Origin of the sequence: Ferruginibacter yonginensis, assembly GCF_042651465.1 — a bacterium.
Taxonomy (GTDB): Bacteria; Bacteroidota; Bacteroidia; order Chitinophagales; family Chitinophagaceae; genus Ferruginibacter; species Ferruginibacter yonginensis.
Window position 1 is genome coordinate 568,541 of sequence record NZ_JBHSCZ010000002.1, and the last position, 24,892, is coordinate 593,432.

The 24,892-nt window shown below is 34.8% G+C and carries 23 protein-coding genes and 1 tRNA gene; 9 read left to right on the forward strand and 15 right to left on the reverse strand.

What is annotated here, in order from left to right; translation table 11 throughout:
• Positions 1-33 precede the first annotated feature (33 nt).
• Both uvrB and ACFOWM_RS09680 read right to left on the reverse strand, forming a co-directional pair.
• Positions 34-2,076: an excinuclease ABC subunit UvrB gene (gene uvrB / locus ACFOWM_RS09675; RefSeq protein ID WP_379709309.1), complete on the reverse strand. Its 2,043-nt coding sequence runs from the start codon at positions 2,074-2,076 to the stop codon at positions 34-36.
• Between the two features lie 125 nt (positions 2,077-2,201).
• Positions 2,202-4,352, reverse strand: coding sequence for a S9 family peptidase (locus ACFOWM_RS09680; protein WP_379709311.1), 2,151 nt, complete (start codon positions 4,350-4,352; stop codon positions 2,202-2,204).
• Between the two features lie 186 nt (positions 4,353-4,538).
• Here ACFOWM_RS09680 and ACFOWM_RS09685 point away from each other — a divergent pair, with 186 nt between their 5' ends.
• Positions 4,539-5,282, forward strand: coding sequence for a ParA family protein (locus ACFOWM_RS09685; RefSeq protein ID WP_379709314.1), 744 nt, complete (start codon positions 4,539-4,541; stop codon positions 5,280-5,282).
• 3 nt (positions 5,283-5,285) lie between these two features.
• Here the strand turns inward: ACFOWM_RS09685 and ACFOWM_RS09690 are convergent, their stop codons facing one another.
• Positions 5,286-6,026, reverse strand: a complete 741-nt coding sequence (locus tag ACFOWM_RS09690) for a hypothetical protein (protein WP_379709316.1) — start codon at positions 6,024-6,026, stop codon at positions 5,286-5,288.
• 179 nt (positions 6,027-6,205) lie between these two features.
• On the opposite strand from ACFOWM_RS09690, the gene ACFOWM_RS09695 reads away from it, so the two are divergent.
• The 3 genes from ACFOWM_RS09695 (at position 6,206) to ACFOWM_RS09705 (ending at position 10,522) form a co-directional block, all read left to right on the forward strand.
• Positions 6,206-6,937, forward strand: coding sequence for an esterase family protein (locus ACFOWM_RS09695; protein WP_379709318.1), 732 nt, complete (start codon positions 6,206-6,208; stop codon positions 6,935-6,937).
• Between the two features lie 108 nt (positions 6,938-7,045).
• A complete protein-coding gene (polA, locus tag ACFOWM_RS09700) occupies positions 7,046-9,865 on the forward strand; it encodes a DNA polymerase I (protein ID WP_379709320.1) in 2,820 nt (939 codons plus the stop codon).
• 9 nt (positions 9,866-9,874) lie between these two features.
• The gene (locus tag ACFOWM_RS09705; protein ID WP_379709322.1) at positions 9,875-10,522 is read left to right on the forward strand and encodes a DsbA family protein; all 648 of its coding nucleotides are present in this window, start codon (positions 9,875-9,877) and stop codon (positions 10,520-10,522) included.
• Positions 10,523-10,590: 68 nt separating this feature from the next.
• Here the strand turns inward: ACFOWM_RS09705 and ACFOWM_RS09710 are convergent, their stop codons facing one another.
• Genes ACFOWM_RS09710 through ACFOWM_RS09730 form a run of 5 tightly spaced genes read right to left on the reverse strand, consistent with a single transcriptional unit; the run spans position 10,591 to position 15,315 of the window.
• A complete protein-coding gene (locus ACFOWM_RS09710; RefSeq protein WP_379709324.1) occupies positions 10,591-10,971 on the reverse strand; it encodes a hypothetical protein in 381 nt (126 codons plus the stop codon).
• Between the two features lie 29 nt (positions 10,972-11,000).
• Complete coding sequence (locus tag ACFOWM_RS09715) at positions 11,001-11,492, reverse strand: hypothetical protein (RefSeq protein ID WP_379709326.1); 492 nt, start codon at positions 11,490-11,492, stop codon at positions 11,001-11,003.
• A gap of 4 nt (positions 11,493-11,496) precedes the next feature.
• On the reverse strand, positions 11,497-11,835 hold the full coding sequence (locus ACFOWM_RS09720; protein WP_379709329.1) for a hypothetical protein: 339 nt from the start codon (positions 11,833-11,835) through the stop codon (positions 11,497-11,499).
• A gap of 20 nt (positions 11,836-11,855) precedes the next feature.
• On the reverse strand, positions 11,856-12,425 hold the full coding sequence (locus ACFOWM_RS09725) for an RNA polymerase sigma factor (protein ID WP_379709332.1): 570 nt from the start codon (positions 12,423-12,425) through the stop codon (positions 11,856-11,858).
• Positions 12,426-12,456: 31 nt separating this feature from the next.
• Entirely contained in the window at positions 12,457-15,315 is a 2,859-nt protein-coding gene (locus ACFOWM_RS09730; protein ID WP_379709335.1) for an outer membrane beta-barrel protein, read from the reverse strand.
• 153 nt (positions 15,316-15,468) lie between these two features.
• On the opposite strand from ACFOWM_RS09730, the gene ACFOWM_RS09735 reads away from it, so the two are divergent.
• Together ACFOWM_RS09735 and ACFOWM_RS09740 are read left to right on the forward strand one after the other, a co-directional pair.
• Complete coding sequence (locus tag ACFOWM_RS09735; protein ID WP_379709338.1) at positions 15,469-15,996, forward strand: DUF5606 family protein; 528 nt, start codon at positions 15,469-15,471, stop codon at positions 15,994-15,996.
• Positions 15,997-16,246: 250 nt separating this feature from the next.
• Complete coding sequence (locus ACFOWM_RS09740; RefSeq protein WP_379709341.1) at positions 16,247-16,795, forward strand: hypothetical protein; 549 nt, start codon at positions 16,247-16,249, stop codon at positions 16,793-16,795.
• Positions 16,796-16,873: 78 nt separating this feature from the next.
• Here the strand turns inward: ACFOWM_RS09740 and ACFOWM_RS09745 are convergent, their stop codons facing one another.
• The 5 genes from ACFOWM_RS09745 to ACFOWM_RS09765 form a co-directional block, all read right to left on the reverse strand.
• Positions 16,874-17,443, reverse strand: a complete 570-nt coding sequence (locus ACFOWM_RS09745; RefSeq protein ID WP_379709344.1) for a TMEM175 family protein — start codon at positions 17,441-17,443, stop codon at positions 16,874-16,876.
• Positions 17,444-17,526: 83 nt separating this feature from the next.
• Positions 17,527-17,892 carry a response regulator gene (locus ACFOWM_RS09750; protein WP_379709347.1) on the reverse strand — a complete coding sequence of 122 codons (366 nt, stop codon included), beginning with the start codon at positions 17,890-17,892 and terminating at the stop codon, positions 17,527-17,529.
• A gap of 58 nt (positions 17,893-17,950) precedes the next feature.
• Complete coding sequence (locus ACFOWM_RS09755) at positions 17,951-19,798, reverse strand: amidophosphoribosyltransferase (RefSeq protein ID WP_379709350.1); 1,848 nt, start codon at positions 19,796-19,798, stop codon at positions 17,951-17,953.
• Between the two features lie 114 nt (positions 19,799-19,912).
• Complete coding sequence (locus tag ACFOWM_RS09760; protein WP_379709353.1) at positions 19,913-20,632, reverse strand: outer membrane beta-barrel protein; 720 nt, start codon at positions 20,630-20,632, stop codon at positions 19,913-19,915.
• Between the two features lie 94 nt (positions 20,633-20,726).
• Positions 20,727-20,800: transfer RNA gene (locus tag ACFOWM_RS09765), tRNA-Ile, on the reverse strand.
• Positions 20,801-20,865: 65 nt separating this feature from the next.
• On the opposite strand from ACFOWM_RS09765, the gene ACFOWM_RS09770 reads away from it, so the two are divergent.
• Positions 20,866-21,486 (forward strand): HAD family hydrolase, encoded by a 621-nt coding sequence (locus ACFOWM_RS09770; protein WP_379709356.1) that lies wholly within the window; start codon positions 20,866-20,868, stop codon positions 21,484-21,486.
• Here ACFOWM_RS09770 and ACFOWM_RS09775 read toward each other — a convergent pair whose 3' ends face one another.
• A complete protein-coding gene (locus tag ACFOWM_RS09775; RefSeq protein WP_379709359.1) occupies positions 21,487-21,741 on the reverse strand; it encodes a DUF4834 family protein in 255 nt (84 codons plus the stop codon). It abuts the gene before it with no gap.
• A 116-nt stretch (positions 21,742-21,857) separates the two neighbouring features.
• Positions 21,858-22,727, reverse strand: a complete 870-nt coding sequence (locus ACFOWM_RS09780; protein WP_379709362.1) for a DUF4382 domain-containing protein — start codon at positions 22,725-22,727, stop codon at positions 21,858-21,860.
• A gap of 387 nt (positions 22,728-23,114) precedes the next feature.
• On the opposite strand from ACFOWM_RS09780, the gene ACFOWM_RS09785 reads away from it, so the two are divergent.
• Together ACFOWM_RS09785 and nusA are read left to right on the forward strand one after the other, a co-directional pair.
• On the forward strand, positions 23,115-23,579 hold the full coding sequence (locus ACFOWM_RS09785) for a ribosome maturation factor (RefSeq protein WP_379709365.1): 465 nt from the start codon (positions 23,115-23,117) through the stop codon (positions 23,577-23,579).
• A gap of 48 nt (positions 23,580-23,627) precedes the next feature.
• Positions 23,628-24,878 (forward strand): transcription termination factor NusA, encoded by a 1,251-nt coding sequence (nusA, locus tag ACFOWM_RS09790; protein ID WP_379709368.1) that lies wholly within the window; start codon positions 23,628-23,630, stop codon positions 24,876-24,878.
• Positions 24,879-24,892 lie beyond the last annotated feature (14 nt).

The window sequence follows — 24,892 nt, forward strand, 5'->3', positions numbered from 1 at the left end:
AATATTTATTTTAAACTTACATTCATAAAAGAGCTACTGCTTCATCGCTTCTAGTTCTTTTTGCATCCCAAACATCACATCCCTTAAACGAGCGGCTTCCATAAAGTCCATATCTTTTGCAGCTCGTTCCATTTCTTTCTTTACTTTATTGATGCCTTTTTCAAGTTGTGGAATGGTTTTATAAATTGTTTCATCTTCAGCGGCAATATTTATTACACTTTCATCGGCTCCAACTGCCGTTTCTTTAGTAGCATCGTACCCTTTAATATCTAACACACTGCCTTGTGCAAATACTTGCTCTTTAGTTTTTGAGATGGTAGTAGGTGTTATGCCAAATTGGGTGTTATGGGCTATTTGTTTTTCACGACGCCTATTGGTTTCATCAATTGTTTTTTGCATGCTCTCTGTAATTTTATCTGCATAAAAAATTACCAAGCCTTTGGAGTTTCTTGCAGCCCTACCTGCTGTTTGTGTTAAACTGCGTTCGTTTCTTAAAAAGCCTTCTTTATCTGCATCTAAAATAGCCACGAGTGATACTTCAGGTAAATCTAAACCTTCTCTTAACAAGTTTACACCTACTAAAACATCAATAATACCCAAACGTAATTCCCTCAAAATTTCAATCCTGTCAAGGGTATGTACATTACTGTGTATATATTTTGATTTGATGTTGATGCGGTGTAAATATTTATCCATCTCTTCAGCCATACGTTTGGTAAGGGTGGTAACCAAAACCCTATCGCCTTGCTGAATACGTTTGTCAATTTCATCTAACAAATCATCAATTTGATTAATGGAAGGGCGAACTTCAATTGGAGGGTCTAATAATCCCGTTGGTCTTACCACTTGCTCTACTACTACACCACCACTTTTTTCTAATTCGTATTCACCGGGTGTGGCAGAAACGTATACGGTTTGGTTCACTAAATTTTCAAACTCATGAAAGTTTTGTGGACGGTTATCCATTGCTGAAGGTAGCCTAAAACCATACTCTACTAATGTTAGTTTTCTGCTTCTATCACCGCCGTACATACCACTTATTTGTGGTACGGTTTGGTGACTTTCATCTATAATGCACAAAAAATCTTTAGAGAAATAATCAATCAAACAGAAAGGCCTATCGCCAGGTTGACGCCTATCAAAAAAACGAGAGTAGTTTTCAATGCCGTTACAGTAACCCAACTCCTTGATCATTTCAATATCATAATTCACCCTTTCGGTAATACGTTGGGCTTCAATAAATTTACCTGATTGTTTAAAGTACTCAGCTTGGGCATAACACTCATCTTGTATTTCACTAATAACCTTTGCTTGCAATTCTTTAGGTGCTAAATACAGGGAGGCCGGAAAAATAGCCGCATCTTTCACACTGCTAATGCGCTTGCCTGTACTGAGTTCCAGCGTTTCAATGCTTTCAATTTCATCTCCAAAAAAACTTACCCGAAGGCCATGATCAACATACGGTAAATTAATATCAACCGTATCACCTTTAACCCTAAAAGTGCCTCTACTAAATTCAACCTGACTACGGTTGTACAAACTATTTACCAAACTGTGTAAAAAACCCTGACGGCTAATTACTTGGTTTTGTTGAATGCGGATAATACCATTTTCATATTCACTGGGGTTACCCATACCATAAATGCAACTTACACTTGCAACCACAATAATATCTCTACGGCCACTTAAAAGTTGGGCGGTAGCTTGTAACCTCAATTTATCAAGCTCTTCATTAATACTCAAATCTTTTTCAATATAAGTATTGCTGCTTGGCATGTATGCTTCGGGTTGGTAATAATCGTAGTACGATACAAAATACCCCACCGCATTATCAGGAAAAAACTGTTTAAACTCACCATACAATTGTGCTACCAAGGTTTTATTATGGGTAATAACCAATGTAGGCTTTTGTACATTTTGAATTACATTAGCCATGGTAAACGTTTTACCGCTACCGGTAACACCCAATAATACTTGGTGCTTTTCGCCGTTATTAATGCCCTCCGTTAGTTGAGCAATAGCCAACGGTTGATCGCCTGCTGGTGTATAGGATGATTGTAATTTGAATGTTGACAATGTGAGTGATTTTTACAAATTTAAAACTATTTTGAAGTGCACGAACGAAGGGTTTTGCTAAAAGCGTAATAAAAAAGCTGCCACGTATTAAGTGGCAGCTTTTAATTTTTTATACTATTTTATTATTATTTCAACATGGCTTTTGGTACCGGCTTTTCAAGCAAGTACTTGTAAATAAATTGTGTTTTTAAGTTATTGAAATGCACCCCTTTGTTACCACCCCAACCGTGGCGGCCACCACTGTAAAACATCATTTCAAAATCTTTTTTAAGATCTTGTAATTTGCTTATTAATTGTATGCTGTTTTGTAAATGCACATTATCATCAATATTGCCATGTACAATTTGTAACATGCCTTTGTATTTGTCAACATAGTTTAATACTGAGCTGGTTTTATATCCTTCAGGGTTATCAGCTGGTGTACCCATGTAGCGTTCGGTATAGTGTGTGTCATACAACGTCCAATCGGTTACGCTACCGCCAGCCATACCATGTGTAAATACATCAGCACCATAAGTAAGTGCATAACAACTCATGTAACCACCATAACTAAAACCAGTAATGCATATTTTTTTAGGGTCAGCACCGCCATTAGCGATTAACCATTTGGCCATAGCAGCATAGTCTTTCATTTCCCAATAGCCTAAATTGTGGTACATGTAGTTTACACCCTCTTTACCAAAGTGGCCGCTAGCCCTATGGTCCATGGCTACTTGTATCAACCCTTCTTTTGCATAAAACTGTTGCGTACCATTAAGTGACCAGCTATCCATAACAGTGCCTGCATTTGGGCCACCATAAATAGAAATGAGTACAGGGTATTTTTTATTTTTATCGTAGTTGATGGGCCAAGTAACCCTCATTGGTAAATCATATAAACCATCATCACTTTTAACCCTAATCAATTCCGTTTTTGCTAAGTTATAATCGTTTAACTCAGGGCCTTTGCTATCACCAATTTCTTTGATGATTTTTCCGGCATTATTAACCAAGGTACTTCTTGTAGGCGTACTTACATTGTTGTAAGTGGTAACAAAATAACTAGCATCAGGCGATAAATTAATGCTCATGTGGTTGTAATCACCAAATGTTAAACGCTGTAAATTTTTACCATTAAAGTTTACTTTGTAAAAATCTCTTCTGGCCGTATTCTCTCTACTACGTGCAGTAAAGTATACTACTTTTTTAGCTTCATCAATATAATTTACTTCAACAACTGTGTAATTACCTGGTGCAATAGGGTTAATTAATTTGCCCGACATTTCGTATAAATACAAATTATTCCAACCAGTTTTATCGCTTTCTAAAATAAAGTTTTTGTTGTTTTTAAGCATATGCATGCGCTCAAAACCATCTTCTAATTGAATCCAAGTTTTTTGAGTTTCATCGTACAACTCAGCTTTGGCGCCTGTTGCAGGGTTTACTGCATATATTTTTAAATTGTTTTGCTTACGGTTCATCCATTGTACCCAAAGCGATGAACCATCGTTGGTCCAAATAGGTGCACCAAAATATTGGTCATCTTTTGCATTAAAATCTGCAAATACCACTGCACCGCCGGTGGGCGCTACCATACCTACTTTTACTTCAGGGTTTTTATCGCCAACTTTAGGGTAACGTACAGTTTCTAAATAACCATGTTGACCGGGGGCATCTGTAATGGTAAATACAGGTACAGGGCTATCATCTGTTCTAAAAAATGCAATATGCTTACTATCGGGGCTCCACCAAAATGAACGGTAACGAGAGGCCCTTCCTAATATTTCTTCAGTATATACCCAACTGGCATACCCATTCATAATTACATCACTACCATCGGTTGTTAAACGGGTTTCTTTTTGTGTGGCTATTTCAACAGTATATAAATCGTTCTTTTTAGTGTACGCAAAAAATTTATTATCGGGGCTAATTGTTGCGTTTATCTCAGGTAACGTATCGTTGGTTAACCTTGTTTCAACATTATTAAGCTTTACATACAAATCATTGTTTTTGCTGTAAGCTGATGGTGCTACTTCTATTTTTTGCTGTTTTTTATCATCATCATTAGCTTCTCTTTCAACACCTGTTTTGGCATCTACTACATAGGTTTTACCATCTTTTACCAATAAAAAATGAGTATTATCAACCCAACGTGTAACCACAGGCATAGGCTGAACAATGCCTTTAAAGTTATTTTTAAAAAACTGATCATCCGTCAGTTGTTTTTGTTGTGCCATAGCAGGCGCACTCATAACGATGGCTGTTGCAACCACCAAAGTTTGCTTAAATGAAAACATGTTGTATTTTTTGGTTATCAATTACAGGTTACAATATAGTGCTTTTGTGGGTATAGCAAAAATGGGTTTGATGAACGGGTGAATAAAAACAGTGATGGTAGTAAAACAAAGTACTTTGATGGTATTTTAAAAAAGAATCATTTAACTTTATAACCTACTACCAATGGTTCTTTAAATAATATTTATATGATAGTAATTGCATTGTATAATTTAAAAGGCGGCGTAGGCAAAACGGCTAGCTGTGTTAATTTATCATACTTAGCAGCGAAAGACGGGTATAAAACCTTGTTGTGGGATATTGACCCACAGGGTGCTACCTCGTTTTACTTTAAGGCCAAACCCAAAACACACCCAAGTATAAAAAAATTAATTAGTAAAGATGCTGATTTAGAAGCTGCTGTGTTGGCAACTGATTACGAACATTTAGATTTAATACCAGCTGATAATAGTGCCAAAAGTTTCGACATTATGGTGAACGAAATGCAAGGCAATAAAAATAGACTCAAAAATATTTTAAAGCAGTTTGAAGGAGAGTACGATTTTGTATTTATTGATTGCCCACCAGGCTTTTCTGCGTTAAGCGAAAATATTTTTAATGCAGCTGATATTGTGTTGATGCCCGTTATTCCTACAACTTTATCAGTACGTACCTATAATATGGTGAAAGATTATTTTAAAGAAAAGTCACTTGATGTAGCAAAATTGATGTGCTTTTTTACCATGACAGACTTACGTAAAAACATGCACCACGAAATAATGACCCAATTGTTTAAAGACAAACGTTTTTTTGGAAACTATATTCCCTATTTGTCTGACGTAGAAAAAATGGGCATCCATAAAATGCCCATTGAAGCTTTTGCAAAAAGTAGTTATGCTGCCCAATGTTATGCTGCCTTGTGGACGGAAATAACAGAAGGGGTATTAGAATAATTATTAAGGGATAACAGCGCTTACCAAAATACTGTGTAAAATTTGGGTGCCACCAAACGATTCAAAACTAATGCTTTCAATATTGCCAATGCCTTTAGCAATGTAATAATCGTTTTGTGTAAGTATTTGGTTACCTAAACCGGGTACTACTGCTGATTGTACCATGTGTAAATGAATAACATTGTTATAGTTTACACCGTTTACGGTACGGGTAATATCTTTAGCAACAATATTAAAGGTGTTAATGATCACTAAGCCTGATGTTGGATCAGTAAAATTGCTCGTCCATGTAGCACCTACTGGCTCATTGGCTTTTAAGAGGGTTAATTTTACATATGGTAAAACAGTACCACCTTGGCTTGCACCATTGTAAATGATAGATGTAGAAACACCAGAGGTACAGTTATAATAAGTAGGCGTATTACCACCTTCACCTAAAAATTTTTGATATACTTGGCTGTCAATAGTAGTATCCTTAACAAATTGTAAAGTATAGTTTCTTTGTGTTACTGACCCTGCAGTTGTATCAATGTATTTGTAAACGGAGCCATCGCAACGGGGTACATAAATACAATCTTTACAACCAGCAATACTTCCACTACCGCCGGTGCCGCCGCCGCTTCCTCCACTGCCGCTTCCGTTATTTGATATAGGTAGGTCACCGTTTTCCTCACTAAAATCTTTTTCACAAGCACTTAATAGTAAGGCAGTTGCTGCTAATAAACTTAATAATTTTAATTTCATAAAATTTGAATGCTGTTTTACTGCACAGCTTTAAATAGAAATAATAGTTGTAATGCTATATAACTCAATTATAGGTAAAATATTGTTGATTTATTTAAATTTTAAATGATTTAGTTTTAATTTGATAAAAAATAATACGCAACAACGTATTTGTACAACAAACCCCAACTTTTGTAAATATGAAAAAAGCAACAACAAGCTGGTTTAGCCCGGCATTACAGAAAGATATGCCCATAGTAGCCTATGGCGATTATGGTTTTGCATTATTACTTGTGCCAACAGCCGCAGCCGATTATTTAGAATACGAACGTTTTCAATTAATGGATACGTTAGCTCCCTACATAAATGGTGGCAAAGTGAGGGTTTTTTCAGTAAACAGTATCAATAACGAAAGTTGGTTGAATAAAGAAATGGAAGGTGCTCACAAAGCTATTCGTCAAAACCAATTCAATAACTACATTTATAACGAGGTAATACCATTTATTAAAACCAACACGTCTAACGAAACACCTATCATTTTATGCGGTGCTTCATTTGGGGCATTGCATAGCATGAACTTGTTTTTAAAGCGCCCTGATTTAATCAACGGCGTTATTGCCATGAGTGGGGTGTATGATTTAACAGAGTACACCGATGGTTATTGGGATGAACAAGTTTATTTTAACTCACCAGCTCATTATATTCCTAACCTTACTGATGATTGGTATTTAAGCAATATTCGCAAAAGTCATCATATCCATATTTTAACAGGTTGTGGCGATTATGAAGACCCATCTGCTACAGCAAAATTCTCTGAAATATTACATGCAAAAGGTATAGCTCATGATGCATCTATTTGGGGTAAAGAGTGGAAACATGATTGGCCTACATGGAGGGCCATGCTACCGCTGTATTTAGAAACGAAGTTTTAATAACAAAAATATGCTTAAAAGCGCAACAGTTCAATGGTTGCGCTTTTTTATATGTATTAATTTTAAGGTGGCTATAAAGTAACATCTGTAAATATTTATCTTTACCAAATGGAAGAAAAAAAACTGTTTTTGTTAGATGCGTATGCCCTCATTTTTAGGGCTTATTATAGTTTGGTAAGTAGCCCCCGTATTACGAGTAAAGGCCGTAATACCAATGCTCAATTTGGCTTTACCAATACTTTAGTAGAGCTTATTAACAATCAAAAACCTACCCATATTGCGGTGTGTTTTGATACGCATGCACCAACAGAAAGGCATACTGATTTTGCTGATTATAAAGCAAACAGACAAGAAACACCTGAAGATATCAGCGCCTCTATACCCGATATTAAAAAAATTATTGAAGGCTTTAATATACCTGTTGTGGAGTTAGATGGTTACGAGGCAGATGATATTATTGGCGCTTTGGCAAAACAAGCTGAAAAAGTTGGCTACGAAGTGTACATGGTTACGCCAGATAAAGATTATGGCCAACTCGTATCAGATAAAATAAAAATATACAAACCAGGCAGACAAGGCGGCAGTGTAGAAATTTTAGGTCCGAAAGAAGTATGTGAAAAATGGGGTATTGAAAGGGTTGATCAAGTAATTGATATTTTAGGTTTAATGGGCGATGCAGTTGATAATATACCCGGTATTGCAGGTGTAGGTGAAAAAACAGCTGCTAAGTTGATCAAAGAATATGGTAGCGTTGAAAACATTATTGCAAATGCTGATAATATTAAAGGAGCCTTAGGCGAAAAAGTACGTAATGGTAAAGAAGCGGCTATTATGAGTAAAAAATTAGCCACCATTATTTTAGATGTGCCCGTTACTTTTCATGAAGAAGATTTTACTCTTACGCCTATGAATAAAGAGGCGTTGCTCGACATATTTACAGAGCTTGAGTTTAAAACAATGGGAGAAAGAATTTTAGGCACTAAAATTCAATCAATAACCAACGAACCAACGGCTAGTAAAAATGGCCAAATGGATTTATTCGGCAATGCAGCAACGTTGCCAAATGAAAATAGTATAACTGAAACGACAGCTGCACCTATTATTGCTGATAAAAATATTGAAAACACACCTCATCAATACCATTTAGTGGATACAACTGAGGGTATTACAGCACTCGTAACAACCTTAATGGCGGCGCAAGAAATTTGCTTTGATACTGAAACGACCAACATAGATGCTAACTTAGCTACCTTAGTAGGTTTAAGTTTTTCAATACAACCAGGCGAAGGTTGGTATATACCTTGTCCTGATGACCCAACTACCACACACAACATCTTACAACAACTACAACCGCTGTTTAATGATGAAAGCAAAACATGGATTGGTCAAAATTTAAAATATGATTTGTTAGTGTTGAAGTGGTACGGTTACACTTTAAAAGGCAATATTTTTGATACCATGTTGGCACATTATGTTATTGAGCCAGAAGGTAAGCGTAACATGGATTTACTGAGTACCCAATTTTTAGGATATACACCCATTAGCATTACTTCGTTAATTGGTAAAAAAGGCAAAGCACAAGGCACTATGAGAGATGTGGCCATTGAAGATGCAAAAGAATATGCCGTTGAAGATGCTGATATTACGTTACAATTAAAGCAAGTTTTTTTACCAGCTTTAAAAGAAAAAGCAGTAGAAAAAGTTTTTTACGAAGTTGAAAATCCTTTAGTGAAAGTATTGACAGATATGGAGTTTGAAGGTATTAAAGTTGATATGGACTTTTTACAATCTTATTCAAAAGAGTTGGATGCTGAAGCAAAAATTGCAGAAGAAAAAGTATATGAATTAGCAGGCGTTCGTTTCAATTTGGCATCACCAAAGCAATTAGGTGAAGTGCTTTTTGATAAAATGAAATTAGATCCGAAAGCAAAAAAAACCAAAACGGGGCAGTATGCAACAGGTGAAGATGTATTAGCAAAATTAGCAGCACAAAACCCAGTTTGCGACCAAATACTCACTTTTAGAGAGTTAACAAAATTGCGTAGCACATACGTTGATGCTTTTCCATCATTAATGAATCCTAAAACCGGTAGGGTACATACCAACTATGCACAAGCGGTAGCGGTAACTGGCAGGCTAAGCAGCACCAATCCTAATTTACAGAACATTCCTATACGTACTGAAAAAGGCAGAGAAATACGAAAAGCATTTATACCGAGAGATGAAAACCATGTATTGGTTTCTGCTGATTACTCTCAAATTGAATTAAGGGTTGTTGCTGCTATAAGTGGCGATGTAAATATGTGTGAAGCTTTTCGTTTAGGTAAAGATATTCATACAGCCACAGCAGCAAAAGTGTTTGGAGTGCCAGAGGCTGATGTTACAAAAGAAATGCGTTACAAAGCAAAGAGTGTGAATTTTGGTATTATTTACGGACAAGGAGCTTTTGGGTTAGCAGAAAACTTAGGCATACCAAGAGGGGAGGCTAAAGAAATTATTGATAATTATAAGAAAGAGTTTCCAAGTATTCAGCAATACATGGACGACACTATTGCCTTCGCAAAAACAAATGGCTACGTACAAACTTTAATGGGGCGTAAACGTTGGTTGAAAGATATTACAAGTGCCAACTTTACCGTAAGAGGCTTTGCAGAACGTAATGCTATTAACTCACCCATACAAGGTACTGCTGCTGATATGGTGAAAATGGCCATGATACGAATACATGCTGCTTTGCAACAAGGTGGTTTTAAAAGTAAAATGTTGTTGCAAGTACATGATGAATTGGTATTTGATGTAGTAAAGGAAGAGTTAGATGCTATAAAACCATTGATTTTAAACAATATGAAAGCGGCTTTACTATTACCGCATGAGGTACCTGTAGAGGCAGAATTAGGGATAGGTGATAATTGGTTACAAGCACATTAAAATTATAAAATGAAACCCACTTTAATTTATTGTTATGATGCTTACTGCGGTTGGTGTTTTGGTTTCAGCCCAGTAATAAATAAAATTGCAGCAGCTTGCACAAATCAATTTAGTATTGATGTTTTAAGCGGAGGCATGGTTTTGCCGCAAAAGCCAACGCATATTAGTGCTACAGCTAATTATATTTTGAGTGCGTATAAAAATGTTGAAAACCTTACAGGTGTTACATTTGGAGAAGATTATTTATGGCATTTAAAAAATACGGATGATAGTGATTGGTATCCTAACTCAGAAAAGCCTGCCATTGCCATGTGTATTTTTAAAGAGTATTATCCCGAAAAAGCCGTGGCGTTTGCAAGTGATTTACAAACGGCTTTGTTTGTAGAAGGAAGAGATTTAACGGACAACGAAGCCTATCGTCATTTATTAGAAAAGTACAGTATTCACCCAGATGCTTTTTATGAAAAACTAAGTAGCGAACAATATAAAGAAATGGCACACTATGAATTTAGTTTGATGCCACAATTACAAGTAACGGGTTTTCCTTGTGTGCTTTTACAAACAGGCGAATTAAAATTTCATTTATTGGCAAGGGGTTATACAGATTATGATACGTTGAAACAGCGTATAGATGCTGTGTTGAGTGAAACAAAATAATATCAATTGCATAAAAGAGGGGCAACTATTTAACGTAGTTGCCCCTCTTTTTTATTTTATAATTTAAATTATTCAGATTTACGTTGCGGACGCATAGAAGGCTCAATATTTTCTTTCCACTTTTTCATTTGTGCTTCTGTTAATATGGTTTTTAACTTTGCATCTCTTGCATCAACCAATTCATCTCTTTTAGCTTTCATAGCTGCTCTATCGCCACCATTACTCCTTAGCTCTTCCATAGCGTTTTGTTGAGCAGTATAAAAATCTTCAAATACTTTGTAAGCACTTGCTAATTGTTCGTTTGTAATGCCTAAATCGGCCTGTAATTTTAAAACAGTTTCTTTAGCACGAGCATTGGGTGCTTTTTGTTCAGGAGCACCTGTTTGTGCAAATAAAGTAGATACAGTAGCTATTATGGCTAACACACTTAAAAATACTTGTTTTTTCATTTGTAATATTTTATGAAGTTAAATATAGTTTATTTTTCTTTCTTTTTATTATCAGGAGCAGGTTTGCTCATTATTTTATATATACCGGTATCAAAAACTTGTTGTTGTGTAGGGGTACATATAGCTCTTATTGCTTTTAAATTTTGAAGCATGGTAATTTCTATTCGCTCTTGTTCAATAGCCGTTGCAGATGCAGCACTAAAAATGGCACTATCATTAAAAGCGGTATTTCCAATTCTTTTAATATTTTGTTGTTTCATCATACGCATGCTATCATACATCAACTTCACTTGCAACCGTTGTTTGCTTTTAAGCGTATCGTATTGCACCAATTGGGCATCCGTAAAACCAACTTCTTGTTTTAAATAATTACGTAAAATATTTTTTCTGTCATCATTATTATTGGTTGTTTCATTCGTTTTTTTTGAAGTGAATAACAAACTTAACGTAACCAAGTTGGCAATGAGCAACAATGCTATCGTAATTATAAAAATGCGGCTGGTTGAATTTTGTGAAGTCATATAATTATGGTTCAATATTTTCAGTATCATACATTACCGACACATCGTTAATAGCAAAATCGGATTTTGTGTTATTTACCAATTTAACTACAGCGTCATCTTCAGTTCTGTATATATTAGATGCTACAATAAAAGCATTCAAACTTACTACTACCGCAATGGCACTAAAAGCTACCGCAGGTTTGCTTAAAAAGCTAGCAATACGCATCCAAACAGTAGGGTTTTCTTGCTGTGCTATGGCTGATTGTAGCCTTGTTAATAAAAACGGTGCTGGCGCAGCTTGGGTAATACCATCAAGGCTTTGCATTGCAGCTTCAATTTTTTCATTTATGTTTTTATTCATCACACTTGTTTTTAAAATAGCTATTTAAAATGCTTTTCGTAATAATCTTTTAAATAGTTTCTTAAATTATTTTTAGCCCTTATTTGTAATGACTCAGCAGCTTGTAATGATATATTCATAATAGCTGCAATTTCATTATTGGTTAAGCCTTCTAATTTATGCAATAAAAAGGCAGTTCGTTGGTTTGTAGGCAACTTTTTCATTGCTTTAAACAATACTGCTGCATCTTCTTTTTTATCAAGTGCAACACCTGGGTGCTCAAAATGTGCAGCTTCTTCAACCTCGGTTTCTCCAAAAACTCTTTTTAATAACCCACCACGTTTTTGTCTTGTTTTTTGTTTTTCAAAATCAAGGGCGGTGGTAATGGTTATTCTATAAATCCAAGTAGCCACATTGGCTTCATTTCTAAAGTTTTCAAGGTTTTGGTACACTTTTACAAAAACCTCTTGGGTAATATCTTCAGCATCAGCTTCATTTTGTACAATACCTAATGCTGTATTATACACCATACGCTGCTTACTATTTACAATATCAACAAAGCTGCTGGCAATGTTTGGTATTGTACTATTTATGCTGTTTTGGCCGTTCAAAAAGGTTAAATATTAATATCCGCTAAAGATACTAAAACCCTGCATTACCCATTCTTTCACCGCCTACTTTATTTCTTCCTGTTGCTTGTTTTGCAGCAGTACCAAAGTTTTTTAAGTTGTAAGTAAAGGTCAACAAAAAGTATTGCTGTAACACCACACTTTGTGCATCTTCAATATAACGAGCATCCACAGTTCTTGTAATACTTTGATTTTGTTTTAATAAATCAAATGCTGATAATTTTAATTCACCTACTTTATTCTTTAAAAACTTTTTACCGATGGCAGCATTCCATAAACTATATTTTTGGTTAAAGCCTTCACTTAAACCACTGTTAGCTTGGTACGATACATCGTTTTGTACAAACCAACCTGATTTACTCAATAAATTTAATTGTACACCTAAAGCTTGGTTTACATAGTTATTGGCTGTGGCTGCATAACCAGCTGTTTGGTTAAAGTTTGCAGTATATGACACATTAAAATCAACATACTCACTAATGTTACTAGCCAATACCACACCGGCATTGTACACATAATTATTGGTGATAATATTGGCATTATTTGCAAAGCCCGGTAATTTAGAATAGCTAAAACCAGCATTTACATTCACTGTTGTTTTTAGTGATTTAACGGGTAAACTGTACGTTAAAAATGAACGTAATGAATTATAGCCATTTAAGTTTACAGGTTTGGTTAATTGTGAACCTTGCTTTAATACAATACCGTTTTGTATGGTTGAATCGGCTGTTGGTACAAAGGTTCCGTTGGTTATAAAGTTATTAGCTGTTTGTAAAAATAAATTGGCAAAAAAGCTACGTCCTGTTTTTGAGTTGGTGTAACTATACCTTGTTGCTATAAATTGTGTAAACGATTGCTTTAAAGTAGGGTTACCTGTACTTACACGTAATGGGTTGGTTAAATTAACCACATCTTGCAATTGCGATACCGAAGGGAAATTTGTAGATGTTCTGTAAAACACCCTGATGTTTGATGCGTTCGATAGTTTTTTACGCCACATTAAACTCGGCAATACGTTTGAAAATGATTGGTTCACATTTGTTTTGGTAGGGAATATGCGATCACTTGCTAGTGTAGAGTTTTGATAATTTACACCCACTGTAAACATCTCATCTTTATTAGGTGTGTAACGGTAAGTTACCCCACCATTATTGGTTGTAATGGTATTGTCAAACTTGTTTGAAAACAATGTATCAAACTGCGAATATTTGGCACCATCAAAAGAAAAAGTTTGTTGATCTGCCTTGTTTTTTTGGTATGATGGATTGTATTCAAACTGTAACTGCGATTTTTTGCTAATAGGTTGTATGTATGCAATATTTGCACTTAAGGTGTAACCGTTTGATACATTATCGTAAAATTGATTTTGGGTAGAATCTGTTACTACAAAATTTCTAAAATACCTATAATTAACATCGGTTATACTTTCACTGTTATTTTTGTTGAAGTTTGTATTTAAACTTACAGATATTGATTTACCCTTTTTATCAAATGCATGGCGGTATTGTATAGTATTGCGAATGTTATAACCGTTTCTATCAGCATTGTTTTTACCTAACGAAGTATTGGCCGTATCAAAAGAGGCTTTGCTGTTACCAACACCGCCATAAAAACTTTTTAAATCGTTGAGTGAAACACTGTTATTGGTTTGAAAATTAAAGCTAGGTATAATGCTCAAACTGTTTGATGAGTCAATGTTTAACTCGTACCTAAAATTAATACGCTGGTTAATATTTTTGGTGTAAGTACTGCTGTTTTGTAACGAAAACAAGCTTGTATCAGGCCTTAAAAATGTTTCAGTATTTACAATTGATTGGTTGTTATTGATACTGCTATTGAAAAAATAACTACCTGTTAAAGTAGCTCTTTTGCTAAATTGGTTGGAGTAGTTAATACCAAAGGCATTGGTTTTACTAATACCGTTAGATTGGCCAACGTTAAAATCGCCACCGCCATTGCCGCCCCTAAAACCACCACCGCCACGGTTATTATTGTTATTGCTTGAGGTAATGCCTAATAAATCTTGTGAGCCAAAATTTTGTTGGTTAATGTTATTAAAATTACCCACTATTGATATTCTTCGGTTGCCTTTAAAAAAGCTAGCATTACCACCTGCACTGTACCTTTCATCAGTACCATAGCCAGCGTATACCCTACCAAAACGGCCATTTTTTAAACCTGCTTTGGTAACAACGTTTATTGATTTTACCGAGTTACCATCATCAACCCCGGTTAACCTTGCTTGGTCACTTAAGCGATCAAATACTTGAATTTTATCAACTACTTCTGATGGTAAATTTCTTAACGCTGCTGATGCATCATCCCCAAAAAAATCTTTACCATCAATAGTAACTTTTTTTACCTGCTCACCTTGTGCCGTTACGGTTCCATCTTTAGCAACCGTTATACTCGGCATTTTTTTCAATAAATCTTCGGTTGAAGCATCAGGGTTTACTTTATATTGGCTGGCGCTAAATTGCGATGTATCGCCTTTTTGCACCACCGGTGGCGTACGTGATACTACCGTTACTGCAGATAAATCTTTGTCTTGCCTATCTAAATTAACCGTAGCCAAACTACGTACCGTATCTTTTAAAGTAATGAACGATACATATTCTTGGTAATTAAGGCCATTTATTTTTACAATAAAACTATCAGCCATTAAGCCGTTAAAGCTAAAAGTACCTTCGTTGGTGGTAATTGTTTTTTGTACAAGACTAGAATCGAGCTGTTTTAATAACGATACCGTTGCACCTACCACAGGTTTGCTATCTGTTCTATCAACAACACTGCCTTTTAACCCACCTGTTTGGGCAAAACTGGTACCCGTAACAAGCAATAACACAATAGCGCCTATAAAATTTTTGATCATAACATGTTTTTCTATGTGTTGTTGGACGATTGTAAGGGTACAAAACATTCGTTTTCAATAAAAATACTTGCCGTTAATACTGTTAATATCAAAACAAGCATCGGTTTTTCACTTTTAAATGGTTAAATTGCAGCCTAAAATTTTTTGTTTTATATGAGCTATAATAAAATAGTATCTGTAACTGGCTTAGCCGGTTTGTATGAATTGGTTTCTTCAAAAGCAGATGGCGGTGTTGTTCGTTCCCTTGAAGATAAATCAGCAAAATTTGTAAGCAACCGTATACACAGCTTCTCACACTTAGAAAGTATTGAAATATTTACAGTAAAAGATAATGTGAATTTGGTAGATATTTTTTTAGCTATGAAGGCTAGCAGCGAACCAATGCCAGCTCCAACGGCCGATGCTAAAGCTATTAAAGCTTATTTTGAAAAAGTATACCCCGATATGGATTTTGAAAGGGTGTATGGTAGCGATATGAAAAAAATGGTTAAATGGTACGATATTTTAACCAAAGCCGGTATCGAAATTAAATTATCGAACGTTGCAGAAGGTGAAGAAACCACAGCCGCAGCAGATGAAAAACCTGTTGAGAAAAAAGCAGCTAAAACTGTAGCTCCAAAAGCTGCCGCTATAAAAAGTGCACCAGCAAAAAAAATTAACAGTCCACGTAAAATGGCTTAGTTCATTTTATAGCAACTTATACAAAAGCGTTCTCCTAAAAGAGAACGTTTTTTATTTTAAGGGGGCGTTGTGCTAAAGTGCAAATGGCAACGGAGGTTCCGGCTATACGCTGTACCTGCACCGCCGTGGCGGTTGCGGTGCCGCTGCTATCCGGCAGCCATTCAGCTTTGTATCTTTTTTCATCATTTTAAAGCAAACTTGCAGTAATTTGTTGAACATTAAACGCTTGTTCATTATTAAAGTAACCCCAATGAAATGTTTAGTATTCATATTGTTTGTGGTATTAACGAAGGTGGTGGTAGCTCAGAATATAGTTGATATAACACCGCATCCATTGGTATACAGTAGTGAGCCTTCACCTCCCATAAAGCGTATGATGCCTGTGCCTGTGCCAACTGTAGCTACTAAACGGCCCTTATTATTTGTTGATGGGTTTTTAACCGAAGCTCCCTTTTTTTCAATTGATAAAGAAAAAATACAATCCGCTGCTTACTTTACCAAAGAGGAAGCCTACACCCGTTATAATATAAATGCACCTGATGGCATGCTGTATATGATAACCATGCCTGGCACAAAACTACTTACCATAGGTGCTATTTTGGAACGTTACAATATTGATAATGACAATTACCCTATTAAAAGAATTTGTATTAACAACATTATCATAAAAAATCCTAAACAAATTTTGTTAGATATTGATGTAATTGAAAACGTGTACGAAACAGACAATGTTTTTTGGAGCGATGTTTCGCATGCCAATACTGGTGAACAGTTCATTAATATTCAGTTGAAAAAATAGAAAATATTATTTAATACCGAGTAACCAAACGGTGGTGAATTGCTGTTATTTCATTGCTGCTTTATAAGCCAGCACTGTTTAAATTACTTCTTCTATCCTTTTATCAGGTATCAACCAAGTAGCTGCTACTACCACATATAAAATGAGGGCTATTGTTACACTCCAATAGCCTATAATTACTGCCACTGAATAAACAATTACAGAAAACTTTCCTTTAAAATCATTGCCAATAGCCTTGGCTAATGCAGTATCTTTTTGATGAATTGGCAATAAAGTACGCACTAAAATAAAATAAGCAATGCCGCTCATCATCAAAATGAACCCATATAATATTACAGGCCATTTTGTAAAATCATTTTCACCCATCCATGCGGTACTAAAAGGCATCAGCGATAACCAAAATAACAAATGCGTATTTGCCCAAAGTACTTTACCATTAATTTTTTCTACAGCTTGAAAAAGATGATGGTGGTTATTCCAATACAAACCAACATTTACAAAACTAAGTACATAGCTTAAAGCAATAGGTAAAAGACTTTTTAAATCGTGTAATTGATTGCCATGTGGTACCTTTAGTTCAAGTACCATAATAGTGATAATGATCGCTATAACCCCATCACTAAAAGCTTCTACCCTATTTTTTTTCATAAAAAAAAATCTTATAAAGTAATAATTGAAAATTACTACTTTATAAGATAGTATAAGTGAAAACGCAAAATTATTGTGCTGTTTTATGATGCTAGGGCTTGCAATATTTGTTCTTTTGTAAAAGGCTTAGCTAAAAATACATGGGCTCCGTTAGCTAAAGCTTGTTGCTGTACATTATCAGCAGCATTGCCCGTAATCATAATTATTTTAATTGCAGGGTATTGTGCTTTAATTGTAGCAATAAAATCAATACCCAACCCATCGGGTAATTGGTTATCTAAAATAACTACATCGGGTTTGTTATCTTGTAAATAGGTGGTTGTTTTTGCCAAGCTATTTACATGCTCAATTTCAACGTCATCATTTTTAAGCATGAGATTTAATATCAAACAGATATCACCTTCATCTTCTACAATTAAAATATGCTGCTTCTTTGTAATTTTTCCCATAATTGTGTTGTTTTTTTTGACAAGTAAATTTTGTTTAAAAAATTATGCCAAACTTTAATTAATAGCCTCTAACATCTTTTCCTTCCATATAATTTATAAAGGCTTTGTTACAAACCCTATTACCACCAGGTGTTGGGTAATTACCTGTAAAATACCAATCGCCTTTATTGTTTGGGCAAGCCTCATGCAAGGTTTCAATGGTTTGGTAAATTACATCAACAGGTATATTTATATCTTCAGGTGTTATAAGTGCTGCGATTTTATTTGAAATTTCTTCTAATGTGAATGGTTTGTAAACTAAGCGTACCAAGTTTTCAGTGTGTAATTGATTTACTTTTTGCAACTCTTTGCACTTCGCTAAAATTTCATCAAGTATATGGGTTTGTCCACTTTCTTTTAACAAAGCAACGGCGGCTTTAAAGGCAATAAAATCACCCATTTTGCTCATATCAATACCATAACAATCAGGGTAGCGTATTTGTGGTGCTGATGAAACTACAATAATACGTTTAGGCTTTAGCCTGTTTAACATTCTGATGATACTTTCTTTCAAAGTAGTTCCTCTTACAATACTATCATCTATTACTACCAAGGTATCTTCATTTCTACGAACTGTACCATAGGTAATATCGTAAACGTGTTGTACCATTTCATTACGACTAGCATCTTCTGTAATAAACGTACGAAGCTTTACATCTTTAATCGCAATTTTTTCAATGCGTACTTTACGGTTTATCATTTCCGTAAGTTTTTCATCATTAAAATTATTGCCCCAGCTTAAAATACGTTCTATTTTAATTTCATTTAAATAATCTTCAGCGCCTTTTATTAAGCCATAAAAGGCGGTTTCAGCAGTGTTAGGTATAAATGAAAATATGGTATTTTTTAAATCATAATCAATTGCTTTTAAAACGGTGCTACTTAAGTTGTAACCCAAAGCAATACGTTCTCTGTAAATTTTTTCATCACTACCTCTACTAAAATAAATGCGTTCAAAACTACAAGCCTTTCGTTCTTGTGGTGGTACAATGGTTTCAATAGAATAGCTACCATCGGCCATACTTATTAATGCCGTGCCAGGCATTAACTCTTGCACTTCATTTTCTTCTAAATTAAAAGCAGTTCTTATTGCGGCACGTTCACTTGCGGCTACAATTATTTCATCGTTAATATAATAATAGGAGGGCCTAATTCCATGAGCATCTCTCACCACAAAGCTATCGCCATTACCAGTAATACCTGCAAAGTGAAAGCCACCATCAAACATGGGCATGGCTTTTTTAAGCATGTGTACAATGCTTGGGTTACCTGGGTTGGCTTCATCTGCCTTAATTAAAAAATGATACAGCACTTCCATCATAGCAGCTAAATCACTCTGTTTTTGAAAATCACCCGGGTTGATGTTGATGAGTGAAAATAACTCTTCAGTATTCACCAAATTAAAATTACCAGCCAATGCTAAATTTCGTGAAGGGATGGTATTTTTCTTTATAAAAGGGTGGCAAAACTGTACATCATTTTTACCTTGTGTACCATATCGTAAATGCCCTAACATTACTTCGCCTAATACGGGTATGTGGCCTTTCATTAAGCCAGGGTGGCTTTTAATATCTGGTTGGTATTTTTCTATTTCGTCAATCTCTTTACCAATTTGCGAAAACAAATCTGCAATAGGTTGTTGGGCACAACTGCGTAAACGATACATAAAAGGGTACCCTGGCTCTGTATTTAATTTTACTGCTGCAACGCCAGCGCCATCTTGCCCCCGGTTATGTTGTTTCTCCATAAGTAGGTATAACTTATTGAGGCCGTAAAGTACCGATTGGTATTGTTGTTGGTAGTAACTGAAGGGTTTGCGTAGTCTTATAAAGGCCAGCCCACATTCGTGTTTTATTGCATCGCTCATTACAGGTAACTGTTGTGCTAAGTTTGAATTGCAAAATTAACTTATTCAAACTTACAAGCAATAAAAAATCCCTCATAGTATAGGAGGGATTTTTTATTATGCTTTTAAATAATATTATAGGCCACTAATGGTAATACCAATTTGTAAGAGTTTGGTATCTGCGGCTACACCATCTTTAAAAATATTAGTAATGTTGTAAGCGCCAAATAATGAAAACATACCATAGCCAACTCTTGCTGTTGCTGCTAATCGAGTACTATTAAAATAAGTTCTTGTACTTTCTTTAACGGTGAAACCATTTAATTTAGTACCGGTTGCTGTTTGTAAATTTTTGCCTTTAGTATGGGCATTTACCAAAGTACCCACTTTAACACCTAGAGCCGCCTTAAATGATTTATTAGGCGTAGAAGGCTTGCTCATAAACCTTAATTCAACAGGCAATTCTAAAAAGGTAGTTGATAATTTATATTTTTTGTAATTGTTGCCTGTATCAGTTCTTACAAATGGAAGTCTTGAAGAAAACGCACCAATTTTGGTTTCCATTTTATCAAAATAAATATTACTATTCCCTATACCTACGCCTATACCAACACTAAATTTCTGGTTTCCTTTAAACTGTTTATCAATCATCACATAAACATTGGCGCTTCGGTTAAAACCTTTTATGTATTTACTAACGCTATCGGGTGTTCCGTTCCAACTATTGTTGGCTAATTGTATTAAAAAATGATCAGCTGCTCTATCAGCAAGTTTAATTGATTTTTTACCCGTTGTTTGTGCCATTGCAAAAGTGGTAAATATTACTGCAATGCAACATGCCAATATTTTTCTCATAATAAGTTTATAGGCAGCAAAAATAGATGCCGCCGGGTTAACGAAAGGTTAAACTAATAAAAAAATAGTTCCGAAACATTTCGGAACTATTTTGTGGGCCCACCTGGGCTCGAACCAGGGACCACCTGATTATGAGTCAGGTGCTCTAACCAACTGAGCTATAGGCCCTTTCTTTTAAAAGAAGGATTGCAAAAGTAAGCAAATTAGGATATTTGCAAAAAAATATTCAAAAAATGGCCGTAATTAAAAATATTTTGTTCGATTTAGGTAATGTGTTGTTTAGTATTGATTATAAAAAAACTACCCAAGCATTCGAACAATTGGGTTTTACGCAATTTGATGGCATGTACTCACAATACACGGCTAATGCACTTTTTGAGGCAATTGAAACTGGTAATATCACCAATGATGATTTTTATCAACAACTTCAAAACGTAAATAGCCATGTTAGTAAATCAGAAATTAAAGAAGCTTGGAACAGTATGTTATTACATTGGAGGGTTAATAGTGTATTACATTTAGCAGCACTAGGCAAAAAATATAATTTGTACCTTTTAAGTAACACCAACGATATTCACTTAACTGCTGTAAACGAATTATTACAATCAACCATGCAAATGGATAATATTGACGGCTATTTTATGAAAGCGTATTACTCTCATAAAATTCACCTCCGTAAGCCGCATGCTGCTGTTTTTGAGTTTGTTTTAAACGATGCTAAAATTTTAGCCAACGAAACATTATTTGTTGATGATTCTATTAACAATATAGAAACGGCCCAACAATTAGGTTTTAAAACGCACCTTTTATTAGAAGAAGAATTGATTGAAAATTTAGTTTATGAAGCGTATTGATTATTTAATTTCTTCATAATCTATATAATCATCCTTATCAATTTTTACAGTTGTTTTTTGAGTAGTTGAATGGTTATATGCTTGTTGTTGTGCTGCTGCTTGTGCCCTTTGCTGTTGCTGCATTTGTTGTTGCATAGCACTCATTTTACTTTTCATTTGTTTGCTAGCATTGTAAAGTGGTACTATAAATTCAAAAATAATTTTATACAAAACGTATATAACAACCAATTCCCCAATTATTTTAAAAATATTCATAACTCAAAGTTATTAGGATGCTATTAACTTGGTTGTTAAAATTTGTTAAGTGGTATGCTACAAAATAGTAAAGGCTGGATAACATCCAGCCTTTTACCAATTACCGAAGACAAAAACTATTGGTGTAACACAATGTTAGGTAAGTGTGTTTCATTACCTCTTGTTACAATTACGTTGTTGATAGTAGTATCTATATATGGACTAGTGGCATCAAAATATACTGTATAAGTGCCAGCTTTTAAGCCTGTTACCTTATACTCACCTTCTGAAAAAGGTATCGCATAAGCAGTATCAGTAGCATTAAACACTTTTATAAGCGGCCTTGCTGCTCTCGGAAAAACCTTTCCTTCAATTTTTCCACAACCATTTTGTGAATAGGCTTTTAATTCGCCTTTAAGGCAATAAGCACCGTTTCTTAATTTTATTGATTTGGTTACATTAAAATCAATATGCAAGCTAATTTGTCCGTTAGGCAATACATCTATAGCATCGCTTTTAACTTTAGCATACACATAGCGTTTGTTATCGCATATAGAAAGTGGCTGACTGGTAACACTATCAGTATACACACTGTTATTATTACCTAAAGTAAAACGTACTTTGGTGATACGGCCATTTAAAATAAATCCATTGGCTAGTAAGGTATCTACACCATTACGAAGCCTTAATAAGTCGTACACACCTGGAGTTATTTGTAAAGTATCCCACTGGCCATGTTCATCGTAACCGTGGTTGTCGTCGTCATCGTCATCATCGTCGTCGTCATGTTGAGCATCATGGCGCCCAGTATCTACCTTTATTTCAACAAATCTAATATCTACCAATACTTTGGTAAAGTTGTAGCTAGGGTCATCATTTAAATAAAGGGCTACATTTTGTTTGCCTGCTTGGTTGCTGCCATCAGCATATTTTTGGCAACTAACAAAACTAATTGCCAAAAATAGCGTAATGGAAAAAAGTAATAACAAAAGCTGTTTGTTTTTCATAAAAATTGATTTTAAAGCGTGAAAATGGTTTATGGGATATTTTTCTACAACTCCAAAATCAATGCCAAATGAAACATCAAATACTTATTTGTTAATAATCTTATGTAGGTTTTAAGCATATTTATCAATCATTGTTATGTAATCATTTCATTTCAAATGATTTAGCTTTTTTAAATTTTATTTGAAATTTTTAAGTGAGGGCTATAAAAAATTTAGGTTCGTTATTATTATATCTTAAAATATTTTTTTTGATGATCATTGGTTTTCAAACCCATACTAAGTTTTGTAACAATTTTGGAAAATAAGCATATCCGTTGTATCTTTACATCAGATTAAGAAGCAGAAAGGAAGGGAACCCGAGGTTCCCTTCTTCTTTTATCAACTCATATGGCTACAGCAACAACTATTGAAACAGTAAAAAAAATATTGGATACACTCATTGTAGATGATATTTTTTTTGTTGATATGAAAGTGAAACCCACCAATAACATCAAAATATTTTTAGATGCTGACAGTGGTTTAGGTATTGAAAAATGTATCAAAATAAACAGGGCTTTATACAGGCAAATTGAAGAAATGGCTTTATACCCTGAGGGAGATTTTTCACTTGAAGTTTCAAGCCCTGGTATTGATGAACCTTTAAAATTGGTGCGTCAATACATTAAAAATGTGGGTCGCTTTGTAGCAGTTACTTTACTAGATGGTACTGTAAAAGAAGGCCAACTAATGAGTGCTGATGACAACCAGTTTGTTATTGAAGTAACCACAGGTAAAGGCAAAAAACAAGCAATAGTACAACATCAAATTGTTTACAGCGATGTAAAACAAACCATTGTTCAAATAAAATTTTAATAAACAAAACCCCACGCTGGCGGGGCTGTAAGTTAGCCAGCAAGGAATATGGCAAGTATCAATTTAATAGAATCCTTTCAAGAGTTTAAAGAAGCAGAAAATATTGATCGCCCCACACTTATGAAGGTGATGGAAGATGTGTTTAAAACACTGATTCGTAAAAAATATGGTAGCGATGAAAATTTTGATGTTATTGTAAATGACCAAAAAGGAGATTTAGAAATTTTTCGTCGCCGTACTATTGTTGAGGATGATGATTTGTATAATACCTTAACTGAAATAGAATTAAAGAATGCTATTTTAATTGAACCAGATTATACCGTTGGTGAAGAGTTGTACGAAGAAGTTGATATTCAAAAAGAATTTGGTCGTAGGGCCATATTAGCAGGTAAACAAACTTTGGCTGCTCGTATCAACGATTTAAAAAAGAACATTTTAATTAAAAAATACGAGGATAGAATAGGTGAAATTGTAAGCGGAGAAGTTTACCAAGTTTGGAAAAAAGAAGTATTAATTTTAGATGAAGATGGTAATGAAATGCTATTGCCAAAATCAGAACAAATACCTGCTGATTTCTTTAAAAAAGGTGAAAACGTTCGTGCAGTAGTTAAAAAGGTTGAATTAAAAAACAGCCAGGCAATCATCATCTTATCAAGAACCAGCCCATTATTCTTAGAAAAATTATTAGAAATAGAAGTACCAGAAATTTTTGATGGCCTAATTGTAGTAAAGAAAATTGTACGTGACCCAGGCGAAAGAGCGAAAGTGGCGGTTGAAAGTTACGATGATCGTATTGACCCAGTAGGTGCTTGTGTGGGTATGAAGGGTAGTAGAATACATGGTATTGTTCGTGAGCTAAAAAATGAAAATATTGATGTAATTAACTGGACGGCTAATACCCAACTTTTAATACAACGTTCACTAACGCCGGCTAAAATTACCAGTATTGATATGGATACTGAAAAATTACATGCAAATGTATATTTAAAACCAGATCAAGTTTCGTTGGCAATTGGTCGCCGTGGTGTAAATATTAAATTGGCTTGTGAATTAACAGGCTATAATATTGATGTATTTAGAGATACCGACGATCAAGAAGATGATTTTGATATTGATTTAGAAGAATTCTCAGACGAAATTGAAGCTTGGGTAATTGAAACACTTAAAAAAGTAGGATGCGATACTGCACGTTCAGTACTTGACCTTACCAATGAAGAGCTAGAGAGAAGAACCGATTTAGAAAAAGAAACGATTGCTGATTTAAAAAGAATTTTAAATGAAGAATTTGAAAAAGAATAAATCAGTGCGTATGA

Excerpts from the sequence above, each read along its gene's own strand:
- ACFOWM_RS09680 (WP_379709311.1), bottom strand. The coding sequence starts at position 4,352 with ATGTTTTCATTTAAGCAAACTTTGGTGGTTGCAACAGCCATCGTTATG.
- ACFOWM_RS09685 (WP_379709314.1), top strand. The coding sequence starts at position 4,539 with ATGATAGTAATTGCATTGTATAATTTAAAAGGCGGCGTAGGCAAAACG.
- ACFOWM_RS09690 (WP_379709316.1), bottom strand. The coding sequence starts at position 6,026 with ATGAAATTAAAATTATTAAGTTTATTAGCAGCAACTGCCTTACTATTA.
- ACFOWM_RS09695 (WP_379709318.1), top strand. The coding sequence starts at position 6,206 with ATGAAAAAAGCAACAACAAGCTGGTTTAGCCCGGCATTACAGAAAGAT.
- polA (WP_379709320.1), top strand. The coding sequence starts at position 7,046 with ATGGAAGAAAAAAAACTGTTTTTGTTAGATGCGTATGCCCTCATTTTT.
- ACFOWM_RS09705 (WP_379709322.1), top strand. The coding sequence starts at position 9,875 with ATGAAACCCACTTTAATTTATTGTTATGATGCTTACTGCGGTTGGTGT.
- ACFOWM_RS09710 (WP_379709324.1), bottom strand. The coding sequence starts at position 10,971 with ATGAAAAAACAAGTATTTTTAAGTGTGTTAGCCATAATAGCTACTGTA.
- ACFOWM_RS09715 (WP_379709326.1), bottom strand. The coding sequence starts at position 11,492 with ATGACTTCACAAAATTCAACCAGCCGCATTTTTATAATTACGATAGCA.
- ACFOWM_RS09720 (WP_379709329.1), bottom strand. The coding sequence starts at position 11,835 with ATGAATAAAAACATAAATGAAAAAATTGAAGCTGCAATGCAAAGCCTT.
- ACFOWM_RS09730 (WP_379709335.1), bottom strand. The coding sequence starts at position 15,315 with ATGATCAAAAATTTTATAGGCGCTATTGTGTTATTGCTTGTTACGGGT.
- ACFOWM_RS09735 (WP_379709338.1), top strand. The coding sequence starts at position 15,469 with ATGAGCTATAATAAAATAGTATCTGTAACTGGCTTAGCCGGTTTGTAT.
- ACFOWM_RS09740 (WP_379709341.1), top strand. The coding sequence starts at position 16,247 with ATGAAATGTTTAGTATTCATATTGTTTGTGGTATTAACGAAGGTGGTG.
- ACFOWM_RS09745 (WP_379709344.1), bottom strand. The coding sequence starts at position 17,443 with ATGAAAAAAAATAGGGTAGAAGCTTTTAGTGATGGGGTTATAGCGATC.
- ACFOWM_RS09750 (WP_379709347.1), bottom strand. The coding sequence starts at position 17,892 with ATGGGAAAAATTACAAAGAAGCAGCATATTTTAATTGTAGAAGATGAA.
- ACFOWM_RS09755 (WP_379709350.1), bottom strand. The coding sequence starts at position 19,798 with ATGAGCGATGCAATAAAACACGAATGTGGGCTGGCCTTTATAAGACTA.
- ACFOWM_RS09760 (WP_379709353.1), bottom strand. The coding sequence starts at position 20,632 with ATGAGAAAAATATTGGCATGTTGCATTGCAGTAATATTTACCACTTTT.
- ACFOWM_RS09770 (WP_379709356.1), top strand. The coding sequence starts at position 20,866 with ATGGCCGTAATTAAAAATATTTTGTTCGATTTAGGTAATGTGTTGTTT.
- ACFOWM_RS09775 (WP_379709359.1), bottom strand. The coding sequence starts at position 21,741 with ATGAATATTTTTAAAATAATTGGGGAATTGGTTGTTATATACGTTTTG.
- ACFOWM_RS09780 (WP_379709362.1), bottom strand. The coding sequence starts at position 22,727 with ATGAAAAACAAACAGCTTTTGTTATTACTTTTTTCCATTACGCTATTT.
- ACFOWM_RS09785 (WP_379709365.1), top strand. The coding sequence starts at position 23,115 with ATGGCTACAGCAACAACTATTGAAACAGTAAAAAAAATATTGGATACA.
- nusA (WP_379709368.1), top strand. The coding sequence starts at position 23,628 with ATGGCAAGTATCAATTTAATAGAATCCTTTCAAGAGTTTAAAGAAGCA.